The organism is Nocardia sp. NPDC051900 (assembly GCF_044452545.1).
Taxonomy (GTDB): Bacteria; Actinomycetota; Actinomycetes; order Mycobacteriales; family Mycobacteriaceae; genus Nocardia; species Nocardia sichangensis.
In genome coordinates this window covers 25,517-50,551 of sequence record NZ_JBITBU010000029.1, presented here as the reverse complement: position 1 = coordinate 50,551, position 25,035 = coordinate 25,517, and the positions used below count along the sequence as shown (strand labels likewise).

The 25,035-nt window shown below is 67.4% G+C and carries 29 protein-coding genes and 1 pseudogene; 15 read left to right on the top strand and 15 right to left on the bottom strand.

The window, feature by feature from the left end:
- The first annotated feature begins 145 nt into the window (after positions 1 to 145).
- The gene (locus ACIA5H_RS34540) at positions 146 to 478 is read left to right on the top strand and encodes a metalloregulator ArsR/SmtB family transcription factor (RefSeq protein ID WP_355080061.1); all 333 of its coding nucleotides are present in this window, start codon (positions 146 to 148) and stop codon (positions 476 to 478) included.
- The gene (locus tag ACIA5H_RS34535) at positions 475 to 951 is read left to right on the top strand and encodes an SRPBCC family protein (RefSeq protein ID WP_356968757.1); all 477 of its coding nucleotides are present in this window, start codon (positions 475 to 477) and stop codon (positions 949 to 951) included. Before ACIA5H_RS34540 ends, ACIA5H_RS34535 begins: the two co-directional genes overlap by 4 nt.
- 207 nt (positions 952 to 1,158) lie before the next feature.
- On the opposite strand, the gene ACIA5H_RS34530 is transcribed toward ACIA5H_RS34535, so the two are convergent.
- From ACIA5H_RS34530 to ACIA5H_RS34505, 6 genes are all read right to left on the bottom strand, one after another.
- Positions 1,159 to 2,148 carry a pirin family protein gene (locus tag ACIA5H_RS34530; protein ID WP_397080151.1) on the bottom strand — a complete coding sequence of 330 codons (990 nt, stop codon included), beginning with the start codon at positions 2,146 to 2,148 and terminating at the stop codon, positions 1,159 to 1,161.
- Positions 2,145 to 2,939, bottom strand: a complete 795-nt coding sequence (locus ACIA5H_RS34525; RefSeq protein WP_397080149.1) for a GNAT family N-acetyltransferase — start codon at positions 2,937 to 2,939, stop codon at positions 2,145 to 2,147. Before ACIA5H_RS34525 ends, ACIA5H_RS34530 begins: the two co-directional genes overlap by 4 nt.
- A 140-nt stretch (positions 2,940 to 3,079) precedes the next feature.
- Positions 3,080 to 3,373, bottom strand: a complete 294-nt coding sequence (locus ACIA5H_RS34520; RefSeq protein ID WP_355080053.1) for a putative quinol monooxygenase — start codon at positions 3,371 to 3,373, stop codon at positions 3,080 to 3,082.
- Positions 3,374 to 3,398: 25 nt separating this feature from the next.
- The gene (locus ACIA5H_RS34515) at positions 3,399 to 4,409 is read right to left on the bottom strand and encodes an aldo/keto reductase (RefSeq protein WP_397080146.1); all 1,011 of its coding nucleotides are present in this window, start codon (positions 4,407 to 4,409) and stop codon (positions 3,399 to 3,401) included.
- Positions 4,406 to 4,864: a MerR family transcriptional regulator gene (locus tag ACIA5H_RS34510; RefSeq protein ID WP_397080144.1), complete on the bottom strand. Its 459-nt coding sequence runs from the start codon at positions 4,862 to 4,864 to the stop codon at positions 4,406 to 4,408. Before ACIA5H_RS34510 ends, ACIA5H_RS34515 begins: the two co-directional genes overlap by 4 nt.
- Positions 4,865 to 4,987: 123 nt before the next feature.
- Complete coding sequence (locus tag ACIA5H_RS34505) at positions 4,988 to 5,872, bottom strand: alpha/beta fold hydrolase (protein WP_397080142.1); 885 nt, start codon at positions 5,870 to 5,872, stop codon at positions 4,988 to 4,990.
- Between the two features lie 77 nt (positions 5,873 to 5,949).
- Here ACIA5H_RS34505 and ACIA5H_RS34500 point away from each other — a divergent pair, with 77 nt between their 5' ends.
- Complete coding sequence (locus ACIA5H_RS34500; protein WP_355080045.1) at positions 5,950 to 6,558, top strand: TetR/AcrR family transcriptional regulator; 609 nt, start codon at positions 5,950 to 5,952, stop codon at positions 6,556 to 6,558.
- 10 nt (positions 6,559 to 6,568) lie between these two features.
- Here ACIA5H_RS34500 and ACIA5H_RS34495 read toward each other — a convergent pair whose 3' ends face one another.
- Positions 6,569 to 6,940 carry a glyoxalase superfamily protein gene (locus ACIA5H_RS34495; protein WP_355080043.1) on the bottom strand — a complete coding sequence of 124 codons (372 nt, stop codon included), beginning with the start codon at positions 6,938 to 6,940 and terminating at the stop codon, positions 6,569 to 6,571.
- Between the two features lie 58 nt (positions 6,941 to 6,998).
- Here ACIA5H_RS34495 and ACIA5H_RS34490 point away from each other — a divergent pair, with 58 nt between their 5' ends.
- Positions 6,999 to 7,202 carry a hypothetical protein gene (locus tag ACIA5H_RS34490; protein ID WP_355080041.1) on the top strand — a complete coding sequence of 68 codons (204 nt, stop codon included), beginning with the start codon at positions 6,999 to 7,001 and terminating at the stop codon, positions 7,200 to 7,202.
- Positions 7,203 to 7,225: 23 nt separating this feature from the next.
- On the opposite strand, the gene ACIA5H_RS34485 is transcribed toward ACIA5H_RS34490, so the two are convergent.
- Positions 7,226 to 7,717, bottom strand: a complete 492-nt coding sequence (locus tag ACIA5H_RS34485; RefSeq protein WP_379253963.1) for a SixA phosphatase family protein — start codon at positions 7,715 to 7,717, stop codon at positions 7,226 to 7,228.
- 181 nt (positions 7,718 to 7,898) lie between these two features.
- On the opposite strand from ACIA5H_RS34485, the gene ACIA5H_RS34480 reads away from it, so the two are divergent.
- Positions 7,899 to 9,569, top strand: a complete 1,671-nt coding sequence (locus tag ACIA5H_RS34480; protein WP_397080138.1) for an FAD-dependent oxidoreductase — start codon at positions 7,899 to 7,901, stop codon at positions 9,567 to 9,569.
- 378 nt (positions 9,570 to 9,947) lie between these two features.
- Here ACIA5H_RS34480 and ACIA5H_RS34475 read toward each other — a convergent pair whose 3' ends face one another.
- The 3 genes from ACIA5H_RS34475 to ACIA5H_RS34465 all read right to left on the bottom strand — a co-directional run bounded on the left by ACIA5H_RS34475 (position 9,948) and on the right by ACIA5H_RS34465 (position 12,406).
- Positions 9,948 to 10,721, bottom strand: a complete 774-nt coding sequence (locus ACIA5H_RS34475; RefSeq protein WP_379253961.1) for an acyl-[acyl-carrier-protein] thioesterase — start codon at positions 10,719 to 10,721, stop codon at positions 9,948 to 9,950.
- A 222-nt stretch (positions 10,722 to 10,943) separates the two neighbouring features.
- Entirely contained in the window at positions 10,944 to 12,077 is a 1,134-nt protein-coding gene (locus ACIA5H_RS34470) for a transglycosylase SLT domain-containing protein (protein WP_397080136.1), read from the bottom strand.
- Positions 12,074 to 12,406 carry a type VII secretion target gene (locus tag ACIA5H_RS34465; RefSeq protein WP_355080031.1) on the bottom strand — a complete coding sequence of 111 codons (333 nt, stop codon included), beginning with the start codon at positions 12,404 to 12,406 and terminating at the stop codon, positions 12,074 to 12,076. Before ACIA5H_RS34465 ends, ACIA5H_RS34470 begins: the two co-directional genes overlap by 4 nt.
- A gap of 146 nt (positions 12,407 to 12,552) precedes the next feature.
- Here ACIA5H_RS34465 and ACIA5H_RS34460 point away from each other — a divergent pair, with 146 nt between their 5' ends.
- A complete protein-coding gene (locus ACIA5H_RS34460) occupies positions 12,553 to 13,527 on the top strand; it encodes an NADPH:quinone oxidoreductase family protein (protein ID WP_355080029.1) in 975 nt (324 codons plus the stop codon).
- A 17-nt stretch (positions 13,528 to 13,544) separates the two neighbouring features.
- Positions 13,545 to 14,489 (top strand): annotated as a pseudogene (locus tag ACIA5H_RS34455) (winged helix DNA-binding domain-containing protein); the annotation flags it as partial.
- On the opposite strand, the gene ACIA5H_RS34450 reads toward ACIA5H_RS34455, so the two are convergent.
- Both ACIA5H_RS34450 and ACIA5H_RS34445 read right to left on the bottom strand, forming a co-directional pair.
- Complete coding sequence (locus ACIA5H_RS34450) at positions 14,438 to 14,638, bottom strand: hypothetical protein (RefSeq protein ID WP_397080133.1); 201 nt, start codon at positions 14,636 to 14,638, stop codon at positions 14,438 to 14,440. The pseudogene ACIA5H_RS34455 and the gene ACIA5H_RS34450 overlap by 52 nt on opposite strands.
- Positions 14,639 to 14,666: 28 nt before the next feature.
- Positions 14,667 to 15,191, bottom strand: coding sequence for an Lrp/AsnC family transcriptional regulator (locus ACIA5H_RS34445; RefSeq protein ID WP_397080131.1), 525 nt, complete (start codon positions 15,189 to 15,191; stop codon positions 14,667 to 14,669).
- A 157-nt stretch (positions 15,192 to 15,348) separates the two neighbouring features.
- Between ACIA5H_RS34445 and hppD the strand changes: the two genes are divergently transcribed.
- The 8 genes from hppD to ACIA5H_RS34405 all read left to right on the top strand — a co-directional run bounded on the left by hppD (position 15,349) and on the right by ACIA5H_RS34405 (position 23,056).
- The gene (gene hppD / locus ACIA5H_RS34440; protein WP_355080023.1) at positions 15,349 to 16,551 is read left to right on the top strand and encodes a 4-hydroxyphenylpyruvate dioxygenase; all 1,203 of its coding nucleotides are present in this window, start codon (positions 15,349 to 15,351) and stop codon (positions 16,549 to 16,551) included.
- Positions 16,552 to 16,654: 103 nt separating this feature from the next.
- Positions 16,655 to 17,182 carry a DUF3558 domain-containing protein gene (locus ACIA5H_RS34435; protein WP_397080129.1) on the top strand — a complete coding sequence of 176 codons (528 nt, stop codon included), beginning with the start codon at positions 16,655 to 16,657 and terminating at the stop codon, positions 17,180 to 17,182.
- Between the two features lie 10 nt (positions 17,183 to 17,192).
- Positions 17,193 to 17,750, top strand: a complete 558-nt coding sequence (locus ACIA5H_RS34430; protein WP_355080019.1) for a DUF3558 domain-containing protein — start codon at positions 17,193 to 17,195, stop codon at positions 17,748 to 17,750.
- Positions 17,751 to 18,092: 342 nt separating this feature from the next.
- Positions 18,093 to 18,467: a 30S ribosomal protein S12 gene (gene rpsL, locus ACIA5H_RS34425; protein WP_039801925.1), complete on the top strand. Its 375-nt coding sequence runs from the start codon at positions 18,093 to 18,095 to the stop codon at positions 18,465 to 18,467.
- Position 18,468: 1 nt separating this feature from the next.
- Positions 18,469 to 18,939 (top strand): 30S ribosomal protein S7, encoded by a 471-nt coding sequence (gene rpsG / locus ACIA5H_RS34420; RefSeq protein ID WP_014353063.1) that lies wholly within the window; start codon positions 18,469 to 18,471, stop codon positions 18,937 to 18,939.
- A gap of 136 nt (positions 18,940 to 19,075) precedes the next feature.
- Positions 19,076 to 21,178, top strand: coding sequence for an elongation factor G (fusA, locus tag ACIA5H_RS34415; RefSeq protein WP_379253957.1), 2,103 nt, complete (start codon positions 19,076 to 19,078; stop codon positions 21,176 to 21,178).
- A 99-nt stretch (positions 21,179 to 21,277) separates the two neighbouring features.
- Positions 21,278 to 22,468, top strand: coding sequence for an elongation factor Tu (tuf, locus tag ACIA5H_RS34410; protein WP_067809956.1), 1,191 nt, complete (start codon positions 21,278 to 21,280; stop codon positions 22,466 to 22,468).
- Between the two features lie 105 nt (positions 22,469 to 22,573).
- Positions 22,574 to 23,056, top strand: a complete 483-nt coding sequence (locus ACIA5H_RS34405) for a hypothetical protein (protein WP_397080126.1) — start codon at positions 22,574 to 22,576, stop codon at positions 23,054 to 23,056.
- A 375-nt stretch (positions 23,057 to 23,431) separates the two neighbouring features.
- Here ACIA5H_RS34405 and ACIA5H_RS34400 read toward each other — a convergent pair whose 3' ends face one another.
- Both ACIA5H_RS34400 and ACIA5H_RS34395 read right to left on the bottom strand, forming a co-directional pair.
- Positions 23,432 to 24,070 carry a hypothetical protein gene (locus ACIA5H_RS34400; protein WP_397080124.1) on the bottom strand — a complete coding sequence of 213 codons (639 nt, stop codon included), beginning with the start codon at positions 24,068 to 24,070 and terminating at the stop codon, positions 23,432 to 23,434.
- 115 nt (positions 24,071 to 24,185) lie between these two features.
- On the bottom strand, positions 24,186 to 24,938 hold the full coding sequence (locus ACIA5H_RS34395) for a hypothetical protein (protein WP_397080122.1): 753 nt from the start codon (positions 24,936 to 24,938) through the stop codon (positions 24,186 to 24,188).
- Positions 24,939 to 25,035: the final 97 nt, after the last annotated feature.

Here is a 25,035-nt window from a genome sequence, read left to right as displayed (position 1 = left end):
CGGACGCGGGGGGCGGGCTTCGGCCCCGGCGTCATCCGGTCGGCCGCCGTCTCGTGGTTTGTCGGCCGACCATCGGTCGAGTGCCGGATCCGGGCGATGCGATTCCCTCTTGACGTCCGCGCCGCCCTGCGCAACACTGAACTAGATGGTTCAGTATGACTTCTTGGACGCCTCCTTCGGAGCGCTCGCGGATCCCACTCGGCGTGGCATCCTCGAACGCCTCGGCAGTGGGCCCGCGACCGTCAGCGAACTGGCGGAGCGCTTCGAGATGACGCTCACCGGCATCAAGAAGCACATCCAGTTGCTGGAGGCGGCGGGCATGGTGGTGACGGAGAAGCGCGGCCGGGTGCGGTACTGCCGCCTCGGCGAGAACGTCTTCGACCGCGAAGTGGCCTGGATGCAGGGCTACCGGCGGATGGTGGAAGCGCGGCTGGACCGTCTCGGCGAATTCCTCGGACGAACGGAGCAGGAGCGATGAGCACAACCACGAACGACGCTGTCATCACGGCCGACACCGACCGCGCGATCCACATCGAGCGGGTCTTCGACGCCCCGCGCGAGCGGGTGTGGGCCGCCTACAGCAGGATCGAACAGCTCGCCCAGTGGTGGGGTCGCGGCAACCGGCTCGACATCGAGCGCTGGGAGTTTCGTGCCGGCGGGCACTGGCGTTTCATCGAGCACGCCGAGGGGGAGACGCACGGCTTCGAGGGCCGCTTCCGCGAGATCACCCCGCGGGAGCGCATCGTGTACTCGTTCGAGTGGGATGGGATGCCCGCCCACGTGGCCATCGACAGCGTCAGCTTCGTCGATCTCGGCGACGGCCGCACCAAGGTGGTCACCGACAGCCAGTTCCACACGCCGCAGGAACGGGACGGGATGCTCCAGTCGGGTATGGAGTCCGGGCTCAACGAGAGCTACCGCGCACTGGACGCACTGCTCGCCCGAGGCTGAGACCGTACGCTTCGGCTCCGGTCGCGTGAGCGGAGCCGAAGCGTGGGGTGCGCCATCTCGTGTCAGGGAATCGGCGGCCGATCCAGGCGCGTCTACCGACGCGAACGGCCGTCCGGCTCGGGACGGTGGCGGCGGCAATCCTCAACAGGTGGCGGTGCTGACAACAGCGGGGCCGCCGGGCGGAGCCGGATGAGATCGCGGCGCGGTTCAGTCCCTGGCCGGGCCGATCCGGCGCTTGCGCGGCTTCAGATGCAGTCCGGGCAGGGGCGGCGCGGGAATGCGCTGCCCCGGGGTGTGGCCCGCGATGTCGGCGAACCGGCTGACGTCGTGATTCTCCCAATCGGCGCGGGCGGCGACGATGTCCTCGTGGCTGCGGCCGACGAAGTTCCACCACATCACCAGTTCCTCGCCGAACGGCTCCCCGCCGATCAGCGCGACGTGCGCGCCGCCGGAACTGGTGAGCTGGAGTTCGTCACGGCCGGTGCCCAGGTACAGCAGCGGTCCGGCCACGAGTTCGTCGCCCGCGACGGTCACCTCGCCCTCGATCACCAGCACAGCGTGCTCGAAACGAGGGTCGAGCGGGAGAGCGACATCGGCTCCCGGCTCGAGCCGCACATCGGCGCCGACGATGGGTGTGTAGGCGATGGCGGGCGAGGTCTTCCCGGCCAGCGACCCGATCAGCACGATCGCTCGCAGGCCGGGCGCTTCGACGACCGGCAGTTCGCGATGCTGCTCGAAATGCGGCGCGATGCCGGTGCGGTGGCCCGGCAGGGCGATCCACAGCTGCAAGCCGTGTCCGGCGGGCGCGCCGGGCACGGCGTACTCGGAATGGGCGATGCCGCGCCCGGACGTCATCAGGTTCAGCTGACCGGGTTCGATCTCCACGTCCGACCCGACCGAGTCGCGGTGCCGGATACGGCCTTCGAACGGCCAGGTCACAGTTTGCAGGCCGATGTGCGGATGCGGATCGATGTCCGGCGGCGCGCCGGTCTTGGTGACCGTCGGCGAGCCGAAGTGGTCGAGAAAACACCACGCGCCGACGGTGGGCAGATCGCGCTGGGGCAGCACCCGTTCGACGTACACACCGCGCACGCCGCCGAGTGGCACCTCGCGGGCCGGATAACGCTCCGCGACCGGGCCGGGGCCGGGCGCGGGTTCACACAGCGTCTCAGCCGGGCGCGGATCCAGGTCACTCACCGATCGACGCCCTTGCCGATCACGTGCTTGTCGTAGTCGGGGTGCTTGTCCAGGTACGCCTTGATGAACGGGCACACCGGCCGGATCACCCGCCCCCGCTCGACGACGTCCTCGATCGCGCTCTTGGCCAGGACCGAGCCGAGGCCCTTCCCGGAGAACGCGCCGTCGACCTCGGTGTGCGTGAACACCGTCTCGTCGTCGCGTTCCTCGTAGTCGGCGAAGCCGGCGAGCTCCCCACCGTAGAACACCTCGTAGCGATGCCGCTCGTCGTTGCGGACGACCTTGGACTCCGAAGCCGATTCGGTCATGGTTCCCTTCTCCTTCCGTGCGCGAACCGGATGCCTGCTGAGAATCGAGACCCGGTTGAACGCGCCGATCGTGGTGGCCACCCAGATGACGACGGACAGCTGGTCATCCGTCAGATACCGGCGAGCAAAAGCGTACTCACGCTCGATGACGTGCTCGTCCGGGAGCGTCGCATTCACTTCCGCGATCGCGAGCACGGCCTGCTCGAAGGGCGGGTACGTGCCGCCGCGCCGCCAGCCGGGCAGCACCGCGATCTCCTGCTCGGTGGCCCCGGCCGCCAGGGCCGCCCGGTAGTGCACGTCGAGGCAGTACGCACAACCGTTGATCTGGGAGACGCGCAGATTGATCAGTTCGATGATCCGGCGATCCAGCCCCACGGCCGCGGCGGCGGCCCTGACCTCGCTCGCGACGCCGTTCAGTGCGCGGAACGCGGTGGGCGTCCGTTTGTCGATCCAGACGCGATCTCGCGGGGCTTCGGGGCTCATATTCATGGGATGTTAGCGGCCGCCGGTGAACGGCGCAGACCGCGCCGCCGGAGAAACGGACTTCGGTCCGGGGAAGCGCGTGGTAGGGAAGGAGTCCGTGGTGGGCCGGGCCCGCACGCGACCCCGGACCACCGCCGCGCTCATCCGATCTCGGTGAACCGTCGCAGCTGGAACGGTTCGACCAGGACGTCCTGCAACGCCGTCGCCAGGGCCTTCAGGTGTGGCGTCTGGAAGTGCGCGGCCAAGGCGTCCTCGTCGGCCCACTCCTCGAGCAGCACCATCCGGCTCTGGTCGGTGGGATGCAGGTAGAGCTCGTATCGGACGCAACCGTCCTCGGCGAGCGTCGGTTGGATCATGCCTTGCAACAGGTCCTTCAACTCCGCCTCGCGACCCGGCTTGGCGGTGAAGCGGACGTTGAGCGTCAACGTCGACATGAGCGTCTCCTGATCTCGTGGTGGGTTATTCGCGGCCCGCCGACGTGAACGACATGTCCGCGTACCGGGTGCCGGTCACCCGGCTCGCGATCGGCTCCAGTGTCGCCAGTTCGTCGGCGGTGAGCGAAATGGTCGCGGCGGCCACGTTGTCGGCGAGCCGGGTGCGGCTGCGGGTGCCGGGGATCGGGACCACTGCGAGGCCGTGCACAGCGGCCTGTGCGTGCACCCAGGCCAGGGCCACCTGCGCCAGGGTGATGCCGCGTGCCTCGGCGATGGCCCGCAGCGGGTCGAGCAGTTCGGCATTGCGCGCCGCGTTCTCGCCGGTGAAGCGCGGCATCGTGGAACGGAAATCGCTCCTGTCGGCGGTGCCGGTGAACGATCCGGTCAGGAAGCCGCGACCCAGCGGCGAGTACGGCACGAAGGTCACACCCAGCTCCGCCGCGGCGGGCACCACGGTGCGTTCGACGTCCCGGGAGAACAGCGACCATTCCGACTGCACGGCCGCGATCGGGTGCACCGCGTGCGCCGCCCGCAGTTCAGCGCCCGTCACCTCGGACAATCCGAGCGCGCGCACCTTGCCCTCTCGTACCAATTCCGCCATCGTGCCGACCGTGTCCTCGATCGGCACGGCAGGGTCCTTGCGGTGCATGTAGTACAGATCGATGGTGTCGACCCGCAGCCTGCGCAGGCTGCCCTCCACCGCGGCGCGGATGTAGGCGGGGGAGTTGTCGAACCCTCGGAAGGCTGGGTCGTCGGCCTTGCGGACGATGCCGAACTTGGTGGCGATCACCAGCCGGTCGCGCTCGGCGCCGAAGAAATCGCTGAGGAATTCCTCGTTGTGCCCGGAGCCGTAGACATCGGCGGTGTCGAACAGAGTGACACCCAGTTCCAGCGCCCGATCCAGGGTCGCCCTTGATTCGGTGAGATCGCTGGGCCCGTAGAACTCGCTCATGCCCATGCAGCCCAGACCCTGCGTCCCCACCTCGATGCCGCTGGTTCCCAGGGTGGTGGTGGGCAGGCTGTCCGTGCTCGTCATAGCTTGATTCCTTCGCTCTCGTGCGCGGTGACCATGGCCGGGGAAGCTGTCTCGACTTTGCCCTCGTACAGGGCGATCTTGTGGTCCAGCACGGCCAGGGTCTGACGGAGTTCATCGATCTTGGCGAGCACCTCGGCGCGGGTGTCCCGGAACATCTCCAGCCGCTGCGGGAGCGTGGCGTCTCCCGCCCGCACCAGCTCGGCGTAGCGGACCATGTCCGCCACCGACATGCCGGTCGTGCGCAGCCGCCCGATCAGCGCCAGCCATTCGAGATCCCGGTCGCTGAACCGGCGCTTGCCGGAGTGGTCCCGGCCGATGTAGTCCATCAGCCCGATCCGTTCGTACCAGCGCAACGTATCCCGGCTCAGCCCCGATCGCTCGGACACCTCGCCGATCGAATACCGCGGCAGCTCCCGGTCGTCACTCGCGGTCACCGGAAACGCGGTTTCACTCATGACTTCACTCGCTGACGCTCGTTCACTGCACTCGCCCTTCTCGTTGAACACTGACGACGCTAATCACCTGGAGTGCACTCCAAGCAAGACCCATTCTCCGGTTGTTTCTCCCGGCTGTCGCCGTCACCGCGAGACCGGCTTCGCGTCCTGTCGCGCGACGGTGTCGACGAAGTCGGCGACCAGCGGGGCGATCTCCGGGAGGAACTCCTCGAGCGCGAAATGGCCGGTATCGAAAACGTGCAGATCGGCGTCCGGTAGGTCGCGGAGGTAGGCGTGCGCGCCCGGCTCGGGAAAGAAGGCGTCGTTTCTTCCCCAGACGATCAATGTGGGTGGGCGGTGTGTCCGCAGCCAGCGCTGCCAAATGGGGTAGAGCTCGACATTGGAGTGGTAGTCCAAGCCGAGCGCGATCTGTGCCCGCTGCCGCTCGGGGCGGTCCAGGAAGTACTGGTCGAGCACCCATCCGTCGGGTGCGACGAGTTCGGAATCGGTGGTGCCGCCCAGGTATTGGCTCTGGGTCACCGGCAGGGTGAGGATCTGCCGGATGTTGTCCTCGGCGCCGGGCACGCCCGGCCGGTTGGCGACGGTCTGGCGCGCCAGTTCGGACAACCCTTCGGCGTAGGCGTTGGCGTTCTGGATCACCAAGCCCGCGATGCGGTCCGGTTGCCTGGTGGCCAGCCGGAACCCGACCGGGCCGCCGAAGTCGAAGACATACATGACGAACCGGCTCAGGCCGAGCGCCTCGACGAAACCCTCCAGGACGTCGGCGAGCGAGTCGAACGAATAGGGGAAGTCGGCGGGCGCCTCGGTGTGTCCGAAGCCCGGGTAGTCCGGCGCGACCACGTGGTAGCGGTCGCCGAGCGCATCGATGAGCCTGCGGAACTGGTGGGAAGCGGATGGGAATCCGTGCAGCAGGAGAAGCGTGGGCGCGTCGGCCGGTCCGGCCGTGCGATAGAAGACGCGCACGCCGTCGACCTCGACGAACCGGTGCGAGATCCGGGCGATGTTCACAGGACCACCTAAACAAGAAGAAGTTTGCATTAAGATCGTGGCAGGCCTGACGGATCGACGCAAGGGAAGGCTGCTCGATGGCAGAGGAGATCAGGCCCGGTGCGGTCCGCCCGGGCGGAAGGACGGCGCGCACGAAGCGGGCCGTGCTCGCGGCGACGCTGACGGAACTGGTCGAGAACGGCTACGCGGGAACAAGTCTGGAGAAGATCGCGGCGCGAGCCGGCGTCGCGGTGTCCACCCTGTACCGGCGCTGGGGCGGCCTGGATCGCGTGATCCTCGAGGCCGGGATGGATGTCGGCACGGGCATCGTCACGCCGGACACCGGGGACTTCGAACGCGATCTCATCGACTTCGCCCGCGCCGTGGTCGAGGTGTATCGGAATCCGGTGGCGGAGCACTGGCTGTACGCGATGGTGGTGGCCGCGACCAGGGATCCGTCCGCTCGCGCCACGTTCTCCCTGCTGTTCGAGAACCGCTTCGCGGAGGTGGTCGTCATCGTGCGGCGCGCGCTCGAACGCGGTGAGGTGCACCCCGACACCGATCCGGCGGAGGTGATCCGGTTGGCAGCCGCTCCGATCTACTACCGCATGCTCGTCACCGGCGAGCCGGTCGACGACGCGGTGGCCGAGCGCGCGGCGCGTACGGCGGCGCTGGCCGCCCGGGCGGGGGTGCTCCGGGCGGACTGACGCGCGTCGGTCAGCTGCTGTAATCGGGCAGCTGCTGGACGGCCCATTTGTTGCCGTCCGGATCGGCGAAGTAGGTGAACCGCCCCCAGGCGAGGTCCTCGACCGGGGCGGCGTCCACACCGGCGGCGATCAACTGCTGGTAGGCGTCGTCGGCGCTGGCGACCACGATCTGCATGCCTCGGACGCTGCCGGGTTCCGCGTCGGTGATGCCCTCACCGAGACAGATCGAGCATCCGGAACCGGGCGGGGTCAGTTGAACGAAGCGCAGGTTCTCGTTCACCCGGTGATCGTGGTCGGCGTTGAAGCCGATCTTGGTGTAGAAGTCCTTGGCGCGGTCGACATCGGTCACCGGAATGGCGACGAGTTCGATTTTCCAATCCATCCGGCGAGCATTCCATCGTGCACCGACAAAGTCCCGGATTCCGGCCTACCCTGGGCACATGCCTGGAAAGGACATCGACCGGATCAGGGCTCGTTCGGCCTGGGCGACGGTCAAGGAAAGCCCGGTGATCACCGCGATAGCGGTCGCGCCGTTCGCGCTCGCGCTCGGCGTGGTGTGGTGGTTGTTCGGGGGACTCGCCGCGTTCGCGCTGCTGCTCGTGCTCGGCGCGGTCGTCGTGGTCGGCGGCAGATTACTGCGCTGACCGCGCGTTTGGATCGCGTGCGGTCAGCGCGGGACGTGGAATTGCACCAGCTCTCCGGTACCCGGATCGACGTCCGCCCAGTCGCGGTCGAAGCGCAGTACCGCGAGCGCCGAAGTCGGAAACTTCCGGCTGAGTTCGACCGCGGGGACGCTGTCGCGATTGCTCGCCAGCTCCCAAGCCGTCCACGGCATGCCCGGCGCGTGGCCGACCACCAGCAGTGTCGCCACGTCATCGGCGCTGAGGCGGACCAGCTCGATCAGCGTTTCCGGCGTGGCCTCGTAGATCCCCGGTTCGAAGACCACCGGCGCGGTGATGCCGGTCGCGGACAGCGTCTGCCTGGTGCGGGTGGCCGTGGAGCAGTGCACGGCATCGATCGGCGGCTGGGTCGCGCGCAGCCACTCACCCGCGAGTCCGGCCTCGCGCCTGCCTCGCGGCGCCAGCGGTCGCTCGTGGTCGTCGACGCCGTCCGGATAGGCCGATTTGCCGTGCCGCATGAGGATCAGAGTCCGCGCCATGGAGATACGGTAAGCCCTCCGGGCGAGAGGTCCCGACCACACTCGAGGCAAACTGAAAGCGGCATCACATCACGTGCTCCCGCGGGCGACCCTCGCGGCGGACGTGACGGACGCCGCTCATCTGTCCACCACAACCCCTGGGTGGCCACAGCCCACGTACTTCTTCGAGGATCAGCACAATATGGCCTACGTAATCACGCAGCGTTGTTGCAACGACGCCAGCTGCGTCTCCGAGTGCCCGGTCGACTGCATCCGTCCCACTCCGGACCAGCCGGAGTTCGCGACGACCGAGATGCTCTACATCGATCCCGACACCTGTATCGACTGCGGCGCCTGTGTCGACGCGTGCCCGGTGGAGGCCATCTTCTCCGAGGACGACCTGACCGCTTCGCTCGCGCGATTCCGCGACATCAATGCCGCCTATTTCCAACGGCATCCGCTGGAATCCAACTTCGATCCGATCGTCACGCCCTCGCGTCCGCCGAAGGAGCTGGGCACCCTGCGCGTCGCGATCGTCGGCGCCGGGCCCGCGGCGTGCTACGCGGCGGACGAACTGTTGCGCAGGGCCGACGTGGAAGTCGAGATGTTCGACCGGCTGCCCACCCCGTGGGGTCTGGTGCGTGCGGGCGTCGCGCCCGACCATCCGGGCACCAAGACGGTCTCGGGCATGTTCGAGTCCGCGTTCCGCCGCGAGACCCTGCAGTATTACCTGAATGTCGAAGTGGGCACGCACATCTCGCACGAGGAACTGCTGCGCCACCACCACGCCGTGATCTACGCGGTCGGCGCCTCGAGCGATCGCAAGATGGGCGTCCCGGGCGAGGACCTGCCGGGCAGCCACTCCGCCACCGAGTTCGTCGCCTGGTACAACGGCCATCCCGACTACGCCGACCGGACCTTCGATCTGTCCGGTGAGCGCGCGGTGATCGTCGGCAACGGCAATGTCGCCTTGGACGTGGCGCGCGTGCTGACCGTCGATCCGGACGAACTCGCCAAGACCGACATCGCCGATCACGCGCTGGATGCCCTGCGGCAGAGCAATATCCGTGAGGTCGTCGTGCTCGGCAGGCGCGGCCCGCTCCAGGCGGCCTACACCTCGCCGGAGTTCCTCGCGCTCGCGCACCTGAAGGGCGTCGACGTCGTCGTGGAGGAGGCCGACCTGGAACTCGACCACGCCAGCCAGGCGCTCGTGGACGACCCGCAGGTGGAGCCGTCGCTGGCCTTGAAGTACACCCTGGCCAAGGAGTACGCGGGCGGTCGCAGGGCCGAGGGCAACAAGCGGATCGTCTTCCGCTATCTGACCTCGCCCACCGCGCTGACCGGCACCGATCGGGTGGAGTCCATCGAGGTCGTGCACAACGAGTTGTTCGACGACGACGGTCAGCTCGTGGCGCGCCCGACCGACCGCACCGAGAGCATCGAGACTTCGTTGGTGCTGCGCTCGATCGGCTACCGCGGCGAGCGGATCGGCGAGCTGCCGTTCGACGAGCGGCGCGGCGTCGTGCCGAACGAGCACGGCCGGGTCGTCGGCGACGACGGGACGCTGCTGAGCGGCGTGTACGTCAGCGGGTGGATCAAGCGGGGACCACGCGGCGTCATCGGTTCCAACCGCACCGACTCCGAGGAGACGGTGGAGCTGCTGCTCGCCGACTTCACCGCGGGCAAACTCGCAGCGCCGCAGGCCGACCGCGCCGCGCTGAAGGCGCTGCTCGCCGAGCGCCAGGCCGACTTGGTGGACCGGGCGGGCTGGCGAGCGATCGACCAGGCGGAAAAGTCCGCGGGCAAGTCCGCCGGCCGCCCGCGGGTCAAGTTCACCACCCGCGAAGACCTGCTCAAAGCCGCCCGCGGCTGACGACCCAGGACGCCGGTCGGCTCAACCCGCGACCCGACCGGCTCCGATCCCTAGGTCCCCGACGTGGCCCAAGCATCGGCTGGAATAAACGAGGACGCCGACCAGGTGGATCTTCTGCGAGAACCGGCCTACTGATTTCGCAGGTGCATGGGTAACTCGTCGGGTACGCCCAAAACCCGAGCGGCACCCCCGCAAGACCTGAACGCAACTGCCGAGCCCCTGACCAGTACGGCCTGAAGACGCGGAGAGGCGGAGCAGCCTACTGATTTCGTAAGTACACGGGTAACTCACCGGGTACGCCCAAAACCCGAGCGGCACTCGACGCAGGACCTGAACGCAAATTCCGCGCCACCCGACTGGTACGGCCTAAATGCCCGGTTAGGCGGGAATGGGCATGATGCGGACCACCGTCGTGGTGGTCCCGCCGACCACGAACCACAGCCGCAACACCGGCTGGCCGGTCCGATCCCCGGGTTCGTACCGGCTGCGCACGCTCACGTGCTGGCGTGCCAGCACCGGCGCCACGTATTCGATCACCGCGCGGTGTGGACCCGCGAGCAGTTTGGGATATTCGACCAGGAACTGTTCCACCGCTTGCCAGTAACAGGCATTGTTGACGTGGTTGTACTGGTCGATATCGGTGGCCCGCACCGGGAACGGTAAGTCGGTGTCCGACTCCGGCGGTGTGGCGTCGGTCAGGTAGGGCCGCCACCGCAGGCGGTGTTCGGTGGACGTGCGGGCGAGGTAGGCGAGGCCCTCGTCGCTGATCCGCGCGGGCATGCCGGTGGACTCGCTGATATTGATCCAGAAGCCCTCGGTCTCGATCAATCCGCCGTTGCCGCTGGTGATCCGCACACGCATATTGGTCCACCGGGTGGACATCGCCGAGCACCACCGCAGCAGCTGCACGTCGTCCGGCCACAGGATCGGCCGGATGACGTCGATGACGGTGCGCCGGACGATCCAGTTCGGGTCCGACCGGTGGAAGAACGTGCTGTGCAGGTTTTCCCAGGCGATATCTTGCAGGTAGCGGGCGACGGCGTCGAACCGCAACCGGTCGTAGGGATCCACATCGCCAGCCCGGATGGGCCACGCCGAAGCAAAGCCCATGCCCTCCTCGGGAAGCGGGGCGAGTGGCTGATCGAGTGACACTTGTGCTCCTCGCGCTGCACGGTGTGCCGCGTTTTCTTCGTGCGGTGCTGTTGTGACGACTTTACGGGGCGTACGTCACACCCTCGCGTCGAGCCGTCCGTACCTCCTTAATAGTCCGTCTGCGGGGATCTGGGCCAGCAAAAACGGGGTCTTGCGCGCGCGAGAGACTCCGACGCACGGTCGCGGCGGCTCGGCGGGCGTGGAGCATGGCCGTGCGCGGGGTCAGTACCCCTGGTACGCGCCGCCCGAGTTCACGGCGGCGACACCCGGGACGTTGCCGAGCGAACCATAGCGGTCGATCGAGTACCGCACGCCGGCGATGATGTTGTCGACCGGGTTCCAGACGTCGTCGTGGCCCGGCGCCTTGTACGCTTTGAACGTGCTGTCGATGGTCTGCATCAGACCCTTCGACGGATGCCCGGCCACCCAGTTGCTGTCCCAGCGGTTCTCCGCGTATGGATTGCCCGCGGATTCGTGCTCGATGATCAGCGCGATGGCCCGCTCATCGATCTGCGCTGGGTCGTACCCCATCGCGATGAGCTTCTGCTTCGCCTCGGCGATCCACTGCGCGACGTCACCGGTCGGCATGGGCCCCGACGGCGCGGACGAACTCGTACCACCGTGATACGGCGTGCTCGACGAGGTGCCGTGCGGCGACCCGGAGTTGTGGTGCCCCGACGTCAGCTGGCTCGATTGGTGCGACGACGGTGCGGCGACGGGGGTCCCCGATGCGGCGGCCGGTGCGGTGGCGGCGGGCGTGGTGGGGGCCGCAGGCACGTTCGCGTTGGGCTCGCCGAGCCCGGCGAACGCCGCCTCCAGTTTCCCGGCCGCGCTCTCGACCTGCGTCTTCGCTTGGTTCGCGACGTCATCGGCGGTCTTCAGGGCGTTGGTCAGCTCCCACGTCCGCGAGGCCGCCTGTAGTGCTTCCTGGAAGACGAGCCCTTCGACGTCGGCTTTGTCCGCGTGCGAGCGCAGATAGTCGATGCGCGTCTTGGCGTCCACGGTGCCGTTGGGCGCGACGTCGAACGGCGGCGTCTGGTTCAGCGCGTCGTCGCGCAGGCTCAATACCTTGGCTTTCGCTTCGGCGAGGTTCTGCACCTGGGTGGTGAGCGCCGTCTTCAGCTCGAGCAGGGCGGCGCTCACCGCGGAAGCGCGGGTCTTCTCGGTCTGCATCCTGGCGTTCGCGGCGTCGCCGGCGGAACCGGACCACTGCTCGGCGTCGGCGAGTGCTTTCGTGTCGTCCGCGCCCTTGCCGACCGCGGTGTCCAGGCCCTGCGACATCCGTTCGGCGAGCGCGCCCGCCGCCGTGAGCTGCTCCGGCCGCCAGTTCTCGACGTCTGGGATGCTGAGCGTCATGGCACCTGGAGTCCTATGGTGCGAAGTTTCGCCGCGAAGTCGTCCTCGACCAGCTCGTACTTTCCCGCCGCGTTGTGCAGGTTGTCGGCGATCGTGCTGAGCCGCGAGCCGATCCGCTCCAGGCAGCGGTGCGCGGCGTCGTTCGCGCGCTGGGCCGCAGGGCCGAACTCGGTGCCTGGCAGCGCCCCGACGACGGCGCCGAGACTCTCGCCGCCGCCGAGGTCGGCGACCGAGGTGGCCTCCGTACGAAGAGTCTGCGCGAACGAGCGCAGCGCCGCCGGATCGACTTGCATCGTCGTCGCAGGTTGCGATTGGTTTTGCTCGACCATGAATCCCCCTTCCCTCCCGACCGCGAGGTCGCGGCCAGCATAGCAAAATCGGGCGTCCGGACGGGCGTCGTCGGACCGCGCCGGTTATGTTGTCGGTGTGGCGCCGGCCGCGGATCAGGCCGGTGCGAGGACAGAGAGGTCGGCACATGCGCGCAGCCCAGGTCAGCAAGCTGGAAGGCCCGGAAGCGATCCGGATCGTGGATATTCCGGAGCCCGCGGCTTTCCCGGGCGGGGTCGTGATCGACGTGCACGCGGCCGGTGTGGCCTTCCCGGACGTGCTGATGACGCGCGGCCTCTACCAGATGAAACCCGAACTGCCGTTCGTCGTGGGCGGCGAGGTCGCGGGCATCGTCCGGGAAGCGCCCGAGGACGCGCACGTGCGACCGGGTGACCGGGTGATCGCGCTGACCATGCTGGGCAACGCGCTGGCCGAGACGGCCGTCGCGCCCGCGCAGATGGTGTTCCGGCTCCCCGACAACGTCTCGCTGGAGGCGGGCGCGGGCATTCTGTTCAACGACCTCACCGTGCACTTCTGCCTGCGTACCCGGGGCAGGCTGGCGGAAGGTGAGACGGTGCTCGTGCACGGCGCCGCGGGCGGCATCGGCACCTCGACGCTGCGCATGGCGGCGGCGCTCGGGGCAGGCCGGGTGATCGCCGTGGTGAGCACCGAGGCGAAGGCCGAGGTCGCGCGCGCCAACGGGGCCACCGACGTGGTGCTGACCGACGGCTGGCTGGCGGCGGTGAAGGAGCTGACCGGCGGCCGCGGCGTCGACATCGTGCTCGACCCGGTCGGCGGCGACCGCTTCACCGACAGCGTTCGGTCGCTCGGCTCGGCGGGCCGGTTGCTGGTAGTCGGCTTCACCGCAGGGGAGATCCCGACCGTCAAGGTCAACCGGCTGCTGCTGAAGAACGTGGAGGTGACCGGCGCGGCGTGGGGCGAGTGGGTGATGTCGCATCCGGGCTATCTGCAGGAGCAGTGGGCCGAGGTGGAACCGCTGCTGGCCTCCGGCAAGATCGCCCCGCCGGAGCCGGTGCTGTACCCGCTGGACAAGGCCGCGGAGGCGGTCGCCTCGCTGGACAACCGGACGGCCACCGGCAAGGTCGTGGTCACCCTGCGCTGAGGCATTCCGGCCGCGTCATGAAGCTGTCCAACCGGGTACTGAACCGGACCCTGCTGGCTCGCCAGCATCTACTCGAGCGCTCGCGTTTGACGGTGCACGAGATGTGCGACCATCTCGTCGGGTTGCAGGCGCAGGATTCGCTGCCGCCGTTCGTCGCATTGTGGAGCCGCGTAGCGGATTTCGATCCGGCGACGGTCTCGGACGCGCTGGAGGACCGGTCGTTGGTCCGGATCACCCTGATGCGCGGCACCATTCACCTGGTCACGCCGCCCGACGCGGTGCGGATCGCGCCGCACATACAGCCGGAACTGGAGAAGGTGCCGTTCCGGAATGGTTTCAACTACGGCGCCATGGTCGGACTGGATCCGGAGGAGGTGCGCGGGCACGGCGAAGCCGCGCTCGCCGACGAGCCGATGTCCGCGGCGGACCTGCGCGCCCGCGCCGCCGAGTTGTACCCCGACCGCGACCCGGGCGCGGTGCTGCAGACCTGGCTGTACCAGCTCCCGGTGTTGCAGACCCCGCCGCGCGGCAAGTGGAAGGACAACAGCAGGCCGATCTGGTCGCGGGTCGAGCCTTGGTTGGGTGCGCCGCTGGACCCCTCGTATCCCTTGGCGGAGTTGATCTTCCGCTATCTGCGTGCTTTCGGGCCTGCGAGCACCATGGACATGCAGACCTGGTCGAAGTTGCTCGGGATGAAGCAGGCCGTCGCGGAACTGGGCGACCGGGTGCGCACCTACACCGACGAGCGCGGTCGGACGCTCTACGACATCGCCGACGGTGAACTCGCCGATCCGGACGTTCCCGCCCCGGTGCGGCTGCTCGGCTGGTACGACAACGCCTTGCTGTCGCACCAGGATCGGACCCGCATCGTGCCCGACGGCGCGGCCCCTCCGCTGCGCGCCTTCGCGGCTCAGGTCTCGCCGGTGCTGGTCGACGGCTTTCTCGCGGGCATGTACAAGATCTTCACGAACGCGGGAACCGCCCGGCTCCGCATCAGTCCGACCCGGAACTGGACCGGGCGGAGCGCGCGGATGTCGAGGCGGAGGCGCATGCTCTGCTCGCCTTCTTGGAGGCGGACAAGCAGGGCAGCGTGGAAATCCTCGACGTGCACGCCGGCCTGCGCCCCTGACCGGGGTCGCTCACTGGTCGCGGGCTGGTCGGTAGGCGGGCGCTTTGGTCGTCCCGGTCGGGCTCAACGTGCGCAACAGGGGCAGCGCCCGGCGGGACACCACGGTGGAAAGAACGATGACGCTGTGCGAGCGCACCACCGAGGAGGTCCGGTCGATGCTCAGCAGCACGGCCTGCAACCCCGCGTGCGAGTCGGCCCCGATCCGGCACAGCACGTCGCCGGTGCCGGTCGTGGCGTAGGCCTCCAGCACGCCGGGGATGGCGTCGAGCTCGGAGGCCACCGCGTCCAGCGCACCCTGGGCTATCTCCAGCGTGACGAAGGCCTGCACGTCGAACCCCGCGGCGGTGACATCGATCTGCGGGTCGTAGGAGGCGATCACGCCGGACTCCTCCATGCGCGCGATCCGGGACTGCACGGTGGCCCTTGCCACTCTGGTCCGCCGGGACAGTTCGAGAATGCCCGCCTTCTGGTACTCGTGCATCGCGGACAGGATGGCGAGATCGAGTTCGTCGAGCTTCGCCGATGTGCGCGCCATGCCGGCCTCCGTTCGCCGCACCGGGCTCGCTGCCCGGCCCGCTCATGCTATTCAAATTGTCCAGCATGGCCCGCCACTTCCTAGCCGAATTCGCCACACTGACTACCGGGAATCGGCGCTGTTGCCTAGCCGACGGAACCGGCGATTTCCTTGGAACATGACCATCGAGCACCTGCCGGACACCCGGTCCGGCGCCGTTCCCAGCGACGGCGAGCTGCGCACGCTGGTGGGGCTGGTGGACCACGACAACAGCGGTGACCCGTTCCCGGTCATCGGGTGGGACGCTCTGGTCTGGGCGGTGGGCAACGCCACCCAGACCGCGCACTTCCTGGAATCCGCCTTCGGCATGCGGTTGGAGGCGTACTCCGGTCCGGAGACCGGCAATCGCGACCACAAGGCATTCGTGCTGCGTAGCGGTGCGGCGCGTTTCGTGATCACCGGAGCGGTGCACCCGGACAGTCCGCTGGCCGCCCATCACAATCGACACGGCGACGGCGTGGTGGACATCGCGCTCGAAGTGCCCGACGTCGACCGCTGTGTGGCGTGGGCGCGCACCCACGGCGCCACCGTCCTGGTCGAACCGCACGACGAGACCGACGACTTCGGCACGGTCCGCTCGGCCGCGCTGGCTACCTACGGCGACACCAGGCACACCCTGGTCGACCGTTCCGGCTATTTCGGGCCCTACCTGCCCGGCTATGTCGCCCGCCGCTCCAACTACCAGCGGCGCGACGGAGCGCCCAACCGGTTGTTCCAGGCGATCGATCACGTCGTGGGCAACGTGGAACTCGGGCGGATGGACGAGTGGGTCGAGTTCTATCGGCGCGTCATGGGTTTCACCAACATGGCCGAGTTCGTCGGCGACGACATCGCCACCGAGTACTCGGCGCTGATGAGCAAGGTCGTCGCCAACGGCAACCATCGGGTGAAGTTCCCGCTCAACGAGCCCGCCGTCGGCAAGAAACGCTCCCAGATCGATGAGTACCTGGAGTTCTACCGCGGCCCCGGTGTCCAGCACATCGCGCTCGCCACCGGCGACATCCTCGGTTGCGTGGACGTTTTGCGCCGGGAGGGTGTCGAGTTCCTGGAGACGCCGACGGCCTACTACGAGGATCCCGAATTGCGCGCCCGCATCGGCCGGGTCCGCGTCCCGGTCGAAGAACTCCAGCGGCGCGGCATCCTCGTCGACCGTGACGAGGACGGCTACTTGCTGCAGATCTTCACCAGACCGCTCACCGACCGCCCCACGGTCTTCTTCGAACTCATCGAACGCCACGGCTCCCTCGGTTTCGGCAAGGGGAACTTCAAAGCTCTGTTCGAGGCGATCGAACGCGAACAGCAAGCCCGGGGCAATCTGTAATCGGAGCCCGCGCCGCGACGGCTCGCCCGGCTGTCGCGGGCAGCGCTGCCCGGCCGTGTTCGCCGGACGGTCCGCCCGGAGCGCAATCGGTAGAGTTCTTGCCATGCGGATCAAGTCGGCGGTCGTGACCGCGGCAGCCTTGGTGCTCGCACTGGCGGGTTGCGGTTCGAGCAGAGACTCCGAGGACCCCGGTCCGTCGCGGCCTGCGCCCAAAGTGGTGGCCATGGGTCCGTTCGTCGGGGAGTGTGGGCACGTGACCGACGACGAGGTGCGCGCTCTTGGCGGGCTCGGCCGGATCTCCGGCGTCTTCCGCAATGCCGTCGGCTGCAATTGGCAGTCGGCCGGCATCGGTTCTGCCAGTATCACTTTCGCTTCCTATCGAGGGAGTCCGATCGAGCGTGAGCGGGCGTGGGTGACCGTGAACGGCCGAGCCCCCGATCCGATAAAGGTCGGTGGGCGCGAGGGTTTCGCCGCCTTGGATCCGAGTGGACAGATCTGCGACCTCGCCGTGCAACTCGGTGACGACTTCTTCGAATGGTCGACGAACATCGGGAATTTCAGCACGGGCTCCGGCAACCCGTGCGACCGCAGCCGTGCTCTCGCCGAGCTGACTCTGCAGCGGATGCAGTGAGGGGGAGGGCATGAACGTGCGACGAGTCCTGCGCGGGCGAGGCGCGGTGGCCGCCGCGGCGGTAGCGGTGGCGCTGTCCGTGGGCGGCTGTAGTCAGGTGGTGCCCGGTTCGCCGCAGCCGGTGGGCGGAAGCCAGCCGGTCAACACCAGGCTGGACAAGTTGCTGCGCGAATGCATGATCCTGTCCGAGGAGCAGATCGGCAAGGCCGTCGGCGAGGGCGTCACGGTCAGCGAGTCGTTCTTCGGCGCGGTGTGCATGTGGGATCTGATCGGCGCGCCCGGCGGCAACGGGATGGCCACGCTCAACTGGTACGAGAACGGGACGCTGAGCAACGAGAAGCAGACGAACAACAAGCTCGGCTACGAGACCACCAACATCACCATCCAGAGTTCGCTGGCATTGCAGATACGCAGGCCGAAGGACCCTGATTCCTGCGGCGTGACGGCGAGTGCGCCGGACAACGGCGTGATCGGCTGGTGGATCAACTACCGCCCCGGCTCGGCGCATCCCGACCCGTGCGACGCGGCCAAGAAGCTGATGGAAATGACCTTGAACCTGGCCAGGTAGACGATCTTCGAACCGACCCACTTTGACCCTGTGTCCCGGCCACGGGTATCGTGGACCGCTGTGCCCGGAAGCATGCGGGCAAGTTCGTGCGTGACCGTAGGCCAGCGAGAGCGGCCGACGAATCCAGCGTGCCCGGAATAAGGGCTCCGCGCCGCGCGCGACACGCCCGACCTCGGGACGCGAGAAACGTGGCCGGACGTGCGAGTGAAAGCTCGATGACAGCGGCGTGAACGACGGGCCTCGAAGTGGAAGCTTGTCTCCACGAAGGGCCCCGGGAACGCCGCGAACTTAAAACAGACACCAAGTCCACACACCGCGTTAACTAATAAGGAAAGCCGGTCTATGCCAACCATCAACCAGCTGGTCCGCAAGGGTCGCCGCGACAAGGTCGCCAAGACGAAGACCGCGGCCCTGAAGGGGAGCCCGCAGCGTCGTGGCGTGTGCACCCGCGTGTACACCACGACCCCGAAGAAGCCGAACTCCGCGCTGCGCAAGGTCGCGCGTGTTCGCCTGACCAGCTCGGTCGAGGTCACGGCCTACATCCCGGGCGAGGGACACAACCTGCAGGAGCACTCGATGGTGCTCGTGCGCGGCGGTCGTGTGAAGGACCTCCCCGGTGTTCGTTACAAGATCATTCGCGGCTCGCTCGACACCCAGGGTGTGAAGAACCGCAAGCAGGCCCGCAGCCGCTACGGCGCCAAGAAGGAGAAGAGCTGATATGCCACGCAAGGGCCCCGCACCCAAGCGTCCGCTGATCAACGACCCGGTCTACGGTTCGCCGCTGGTCACTCAGCTGGTCAACAAGATCCTGCTGGACGGCAAGAAGTCCACCGCCGAGCGCATCGTCTACGGTGCGCTGGAGCAGGCGCGCGAGAAGACCGGCACCGATCCGGTCGTCACCCTCAAGCGCGCGCTGGACAACGTGAAGCCGTCGCTGGAGGTGAAGCCCCGCCGCGTCGGTGGCGCCACCTACCAGGTGCCGGTCGAGGTCCGTCCGGGCCGCGCCAACACTCTGGCCCTGCGCTGGCTGGTCAACTTCTCGCGTGCGCGCCGGGAGAAGACCATGGTCGAGCGTCTGGCCAACGAACTGCTCGACGCCAGCAACGGCCTCGGCGCCTCGGTCAAGCGCCGTGAGGACACCCACAAGATGGCCGAGTCCAACCGGGCCTTCGCGCACTACCGCTGGTGACGTCTGCCCGGCCCGTCGTCTGGGTCGGGAGGCACAGCCGGAGGCGGCACTCACCGGCCGCTTCCGGCGTTGACATAGAGGCGACCACAGGGTCGTCCCCGATAATCCCAACTAGCTACGAGCGGGGAAGATTTCCGTGGCACAGGACGTGCTCACCGACCTGAACAAGGTCCGCAACATCGGCATCATGGCCCACATCGATGCGGGCAAGACGACCACAACTGAACGCATCCTCTTCTACACCGGCATCACCTACAAGATCGGTGAGGTCCACGACGGCGCTGCCACGATGGACTGGATGGAGCAGGAGCAGGAGCGTGGTATCACCATCACCTCCGCGGCTACCACGTGCTTCTGGAACGACAACCAGATCAACATCATCGACACCCCCGGGCACGTCGACTTCACCGTGGAGGTGGAGCGGTCGCTGCGCGTGCTCGACGGCGCCGTCGCGGTGTTCGACGGCAAGGAAGGCGTCGAGCCGCAGTCCGAGCAGGTGTGGCGTCAGGCGGACAAGTACGACGTGCCGCGGATCTGCTTCGTCAACAAGATGGACAAGCTCGGTGCGGACTTCTACTTCACCGTGCAGACCATCAAGGACCGCCTCGGCGCGAAGCCGCTGGTCATCCAGCTGCCGATCGGCGCGGAGGACACCTTCGAGGGCATCATCGACCTGGTCGAGAACAACGCCAAGGTCTGGCGCGGCGAGACCAAGCTCGGTGAGCAGTACGAGGTCGTCGAGATCCCGGACGAGCTGAAGGAGAAGGCCGAGCAGTACCGCCAGGAACTGCTGGAGACCGTCGCCGAGTCGGACGAGGCGCTGCTGGAGAAGTTCTTCGGCGGCGAAGAGCTGACCATCGAGGAGATCAAGGGCGCCATCCGCAAGCTGACGGTGACCTCCGAGCTCTACCCGGTGCTGTGTGGCTCGGCGTTCAAGAACAAGGGCGTGCAGCCCATGCTCGACGCGGTCATCGACTACCTGCCCTCGCCGCTGGACGTGGAGGCCACCACCGGCCACGTGCCCGGCAAGGAAGAGGAACTGCTCACCCGCAAGCCGAGCGCCGACGAGCCGTTCGCGGCGCTGGCGTTCAAGATCGCGGTGCACCCGTTCTTCGGCAAGCTGACCTACGTCCGCGTGTACTCCGGCAAGGTCGACTCCGGCGCCCAGGTCATCAACTCGACCAAGGGCAAGAAGGAGCGTCTGGGCAAGCTGTTCCAGATGCACTCCAACAAGGAGAACCCGGTCGGCGCGGCCTCGGCCGGTCACATCTACGCGGTCATCGGCCTCAAGGACACCACCACCGGTGACACCCTGTGCGATCCGCAGAACCAGATCGTGCTCGAGTCCATGACCTTCCCGGACCCGGTCATCGAGGTCTCCATCGAGCCGAAGACCAAGTCCGACCAGGAGAAGCTGGGCACCGCGATCCAGCGTCTCTCCGAAGAGGACCCGACCTTCTCGGTCAAGCTCGACCAGGAGACCGGCCAGACCGTCATCGGCGGTATGGGCGAACTGCACCTCGACATCCTGGTCGACCGCATGAAGCGCGAGTTCAAGGTCGAGGCGAACGTCGGTAAGCCGCAGGTGGCCTACCGCGAGACGATCACCAAGCCGGTCGAGAAGCTCGAGTTCACGCACAAGAAGCAGACCGGTGGTTCCGGCCAGTTCGCGAAGGTGATCATCGCGCTGGCGCCGTTTGTCGGCGAGGACGGCGCGCACTACGAGTTCGAGAACAAGGTCACCGGTGGCCGCGTGCCGAAGGAGTACATCCCTTCGGTGGATGCCGGTGCCCAGGACGCCATGCAGTACGGTGTGCTCGCCGGCTACCCGCTGGTGAACCTGAAGGTCACGCTGCTCGACGGCGCCTACCACGACGTCGACTCGTCGGAAATGGCGTTCAAGATCGCGGGCGCGCAAGCGCTCAAGGAAGCGGCTCGCAAGGCCGGTCCGGTGATCCTCGAGCCGATGATGGCGGTCGAGGTCACGACGCCCGAGGACTACATGGGCGACGTGATCGGCGACCTGAACTCCCGCCGTGGTCAGATCCAGGCCATGGAGGAACGCAGTGGTGCCCGTGTCGTCAAGGCGCTGGTTCCGCTCTCGGAGATGTTCGGTTACATCGGTGACCTGCGGTCGAAGACCCAGGGCCGGGCGAACTACTCCATGGTGTTCGACTCGTACGCGGAGGTTCCGGCCAACGTGTCGAAGGAGATCATCGCCAAGGCGACCGGCGAGTAATGGCTCCCGGGCGTTTGTAAACCCTTTCCCCGTTGTCCGCGGGGATGACCCCCGCACTGCTGCAATTGCACGCACCAACAAGTCCAGGAGGACAAAGAAGTGGCGAAGGCGAAGTTCGAGCGGACGAAGCCGCACGTCAACATCGGCACCATCGGTCACGTCGACCACGGCAAGACCACGCTGACTGCAGCGATCACGAAGGTGCTGGCTGACAAGTACCCGGATCTGAACGAGAGCTTCGCGTTCGATCAGATCGACAAGGCGCCCGAGGAGAAGGCTCGTGGTATCACGATCAACATCTCCCACGTCGAGTACCAGACCGAGAAGCGCCACTACGCGCACGTCGACGCGCCGGGTCACGCCGACTACATCAAGAACATGATCACCGGTGCGGCGCAGATGGACGGTGCCATCCTCGTGGTCGCCGCCACCGACGGCCCGATGCCGCAGACCCGTGAGCACGTGCTGCTCGCCCGTCAGGTCGGCGTGCCCTACATCCTGGTCGCGCTGAACAAGGCCGACATGGTCGACGACGAGGAGATCCTCGAGCTCGTCGAGATGGAGGTCCGCGAGCTGCTGGCTTCGCAGGAGTTCGACGAGGACGCGCCGGTCGTGCGGGTCTCCGGTCTGAAGGCGCTCGAGGGCGACCCGAAGTGGGCGGAGTCGGTGCTGGAGCTGATGGCCGCGGTCGACGAGTCGATCCCGGACCCGGTTCGTGAGACCGACAAGCCGTTCCTGATGCCGATCGAGGACGTCTTCACCATCACCGGTCGTGGCACCGTGGTCACCGGTCGTGTCGAGCGTGGCGTGATCAACGTGAACGAGGAAGTCGAGATCGTCGGCATCCGCGAGAAGACCACCAAGACCACCGTCACCGGTGTCGAGATGTTCCGCAAGCTGCTGGACCAGGGCCAGGCGGGCGACAACGTCGGTCTGCTGGTTCGTGGTCTGAAGCGTGAGGACGTGGAGCGCGGCCAGGTCGTCGTGAAGCCGGGCACCACCACCCCGCACACCGAGTTCGAGGGCCAGGCGTACATCCTGTCGAAGGACGAGGGCGGCCGCCACACCCCGTTCTTCAACAACTACCGTCCGCAGTTCTACTTCCGTACGACTGACGTGACGGGCGTTGTGACCCTGCCCGAGGGCACCGAGATGGTCATGCCCGGTGACAACACCGAGATGTCCGTCAAGCTGATCCAGCCGGTCGCCATGGACGAGGGTCTGCGCTTCGCGATCCGCGAGGGTGGCCGCACCGTCGGCGCCGGTCGCGTCACGAAGATCATCAAGTGATTCGCTGAATCGCTGAGAACGGCGCCGCTCCGAAAGGGGCGGCGCCGTTCGCGTTTTCGGGGCTCCTATTCCAGCGGATCGAACATCCGAGGTAGTGTGGATGTCATGAGCGCTGCCTACGACGTCGTCCCTTTCAGCGACTTACTGCACAAGCCTGCGGTGACCGCGAAGCTCTTGGACGACGTGCGCGCATTGCGGCTGCGTCGGCGCGATGCCGACGATTTGGCACTCATGCGGGTATCGCAGCTGGATGCCGAGGGCATAGTTGTCGATTTCACGGCGCGACTGCTCGCGGGTCTGGTGCGTCGGCTGGGCGCGGAGACCGTGCGGGATGTCCTGCCGGACGCTGTTCCTTGGGTGACCTTCCTTCCGGCAGGGGATCTCGATCAGTTTCTCGATGAATTGGTCGCGGTAGCGCGGGGCGCGGCGGCCTTGGAAAACCTCGCTCCACTGGCCACGCTGCTGGCACAGTGGCGGCACACAGCTGAGATCTATGCCGACCCGGCGCTCTTGGCAATTCTGACTCGTGAGCCGGAAGGCGATCTCGGGCCGGTCCCGGTGCCGGAGTCGGAAGAGTCGGCCGGATGAGTCCGAAGCGGGGCGATCGCGTCGCGCCTCCTGCGGTCGGCGAAGAATTCGAAGTCCGTTTCGCGACTACCGAAGCCTGTACCGGTTGGGAGCATTTGGCGCAGCACGCGGCTGCCAACCTTCGTCGGGCGTTCGACGCGATCCGAGCGAATCCGAGGGCATCGGCGAACCCGGAGCGGCAGCATCGTCTCAAGGGTTCGATGGGATCGGCGGTGTGGAAGGGCGCCACTCTCGAGCGCTGGCAGTACGAAGTCACCAGTGGGGGCAGAGTCTGGTACTTGATCGATGACGATCATCGGACCATCTGGATAACGTACGCCGGAACCGGCCATCCGAAGGCCACGGAATAGCGTTGGATGTCGCAGCGACGGGTGCTCAGCAGGCATAAGCACGGCCGACGGCCGGTTCGCGCTCCGTCTGCGGGAGTTCGCGCAGGCAGCCGAGCGGGACGACGCCCTCGCTGCTCAGTTGCACGCCCGTGCCCTGGGCGGGGTGCACGCAGGTGAGGCCGGTCGTCGCGATGCGGCAGGCGTAGTCGCCGAAGGTGATGGTGCTGTCGTACGGCAAGGTCCGGCCATGACCGTTGATGAAAAGCCCTGGATCGCCGCGAAATTGGCCCACCGTCAACCGGCGCCCCGCGTAGGTCACGTATCCGCCGAACCATTGGCCGTAGCCCTCGCCCGGCGCGGGCACCGGGTCCTTCAGTTCGACCGTGCAGTCGAACCCGTCCATCCCCAACGCTTTCCCCGTGATGCAACTGATCTTGCTGGTAGGGCTGACGAACGCGATATCGTCCCGCAGGTCGGTCACCGGACCGCCCTCGATCCGGGCCGAATGGAAGCCGGCGAGATCAACCGGCGTACCTTGCCGAACCCAAGCGATCCGATCTCGGAGTTCCCCGTCCTTCTCCGGTGCCGCCGCCGCCCGCGACGACGACGCCGTCTGCGACGCCCCTGCTACCGGCTGCGGCCTTCCCGCCGTGGTCTGCGCGCAGCCGCCCAGCAGCAGCACCAAGCTCATCGCAACCATCCACCGCATGCTGCTCACAATATCGCTGCCTCTCAACGAAATTCACCTTCGCAAGCCAGACGCTCAACACTGGCTGCTCCCTACAACTGTGCGGTGGTGATTACGGGGGTGCGGGGGAGTCCGCGGTGGTGACGAGCAGGCGGTGCAGTACCTGCGCGGGCGGTGCGGCCTCTGCGGCGTTGAGGACTACGTCGGTGAATGCCTCGGCCAGAGCAGCGGCGGGGTGGAATCGCCCGCGATCGAAGCTGCGGCCGCTCAACTGCGACCGCCATTCCTGGAAGCCGGACACCGTGCGATTCAACGAGCCCTTGTCCTCCGGGTTCAGCTGCGGCATATACGCCCTGACCAGCACGCGCTGTGCGGCGGCGCGAGCGCGAAAGCCGCCTGCTCCGTCGAGCGCTCTGCCGAGCTCGCGCACGATCGACGAATACACGGGCCGTCTAGCGCATCCGGGGGCGAGCATGCCCGCGTTGTCGGCTGTGGTGACGGTCTGCTGTAACCGCTCCGGGTCGGTGGCAGCGCCCACCGCCAGCACGATGCGTGCGGTGAGCATCTCCTCGGACTCGACCGAGGAGCGCTTCTCCAGTGAATCGAAAGCGTTTTCGGAGTCGCCAGGTGTCGCGCCCGAATCCCATTCCAGCTGCGTCGTTTCGCCGCTCGCCAGTTCTTCGATCCCAATGGCGCGCAGGACGATTTGCGGGTATCGCGGCAGCACGTCGTCCACTGCGGCGACGATCTCGGTCAGTACCTGGACCGCGACGCCCGGGGTCTCGAAACCGAAGGCGCGCACGCCGTGGCGGTCGGCGAGTTCCCGGGCGAGGCGGGCTGCGACCGACTCGGCGGAGGCGTCCACTTTCCGGTTTGCTTTCTCGTCCTTCCGATCCGGTCGTGCGGGAGAGCGGCCCGGCGCGCGCGGCGGCGAACCGGGTGTCCCCGCGTCCGGGGCGGAA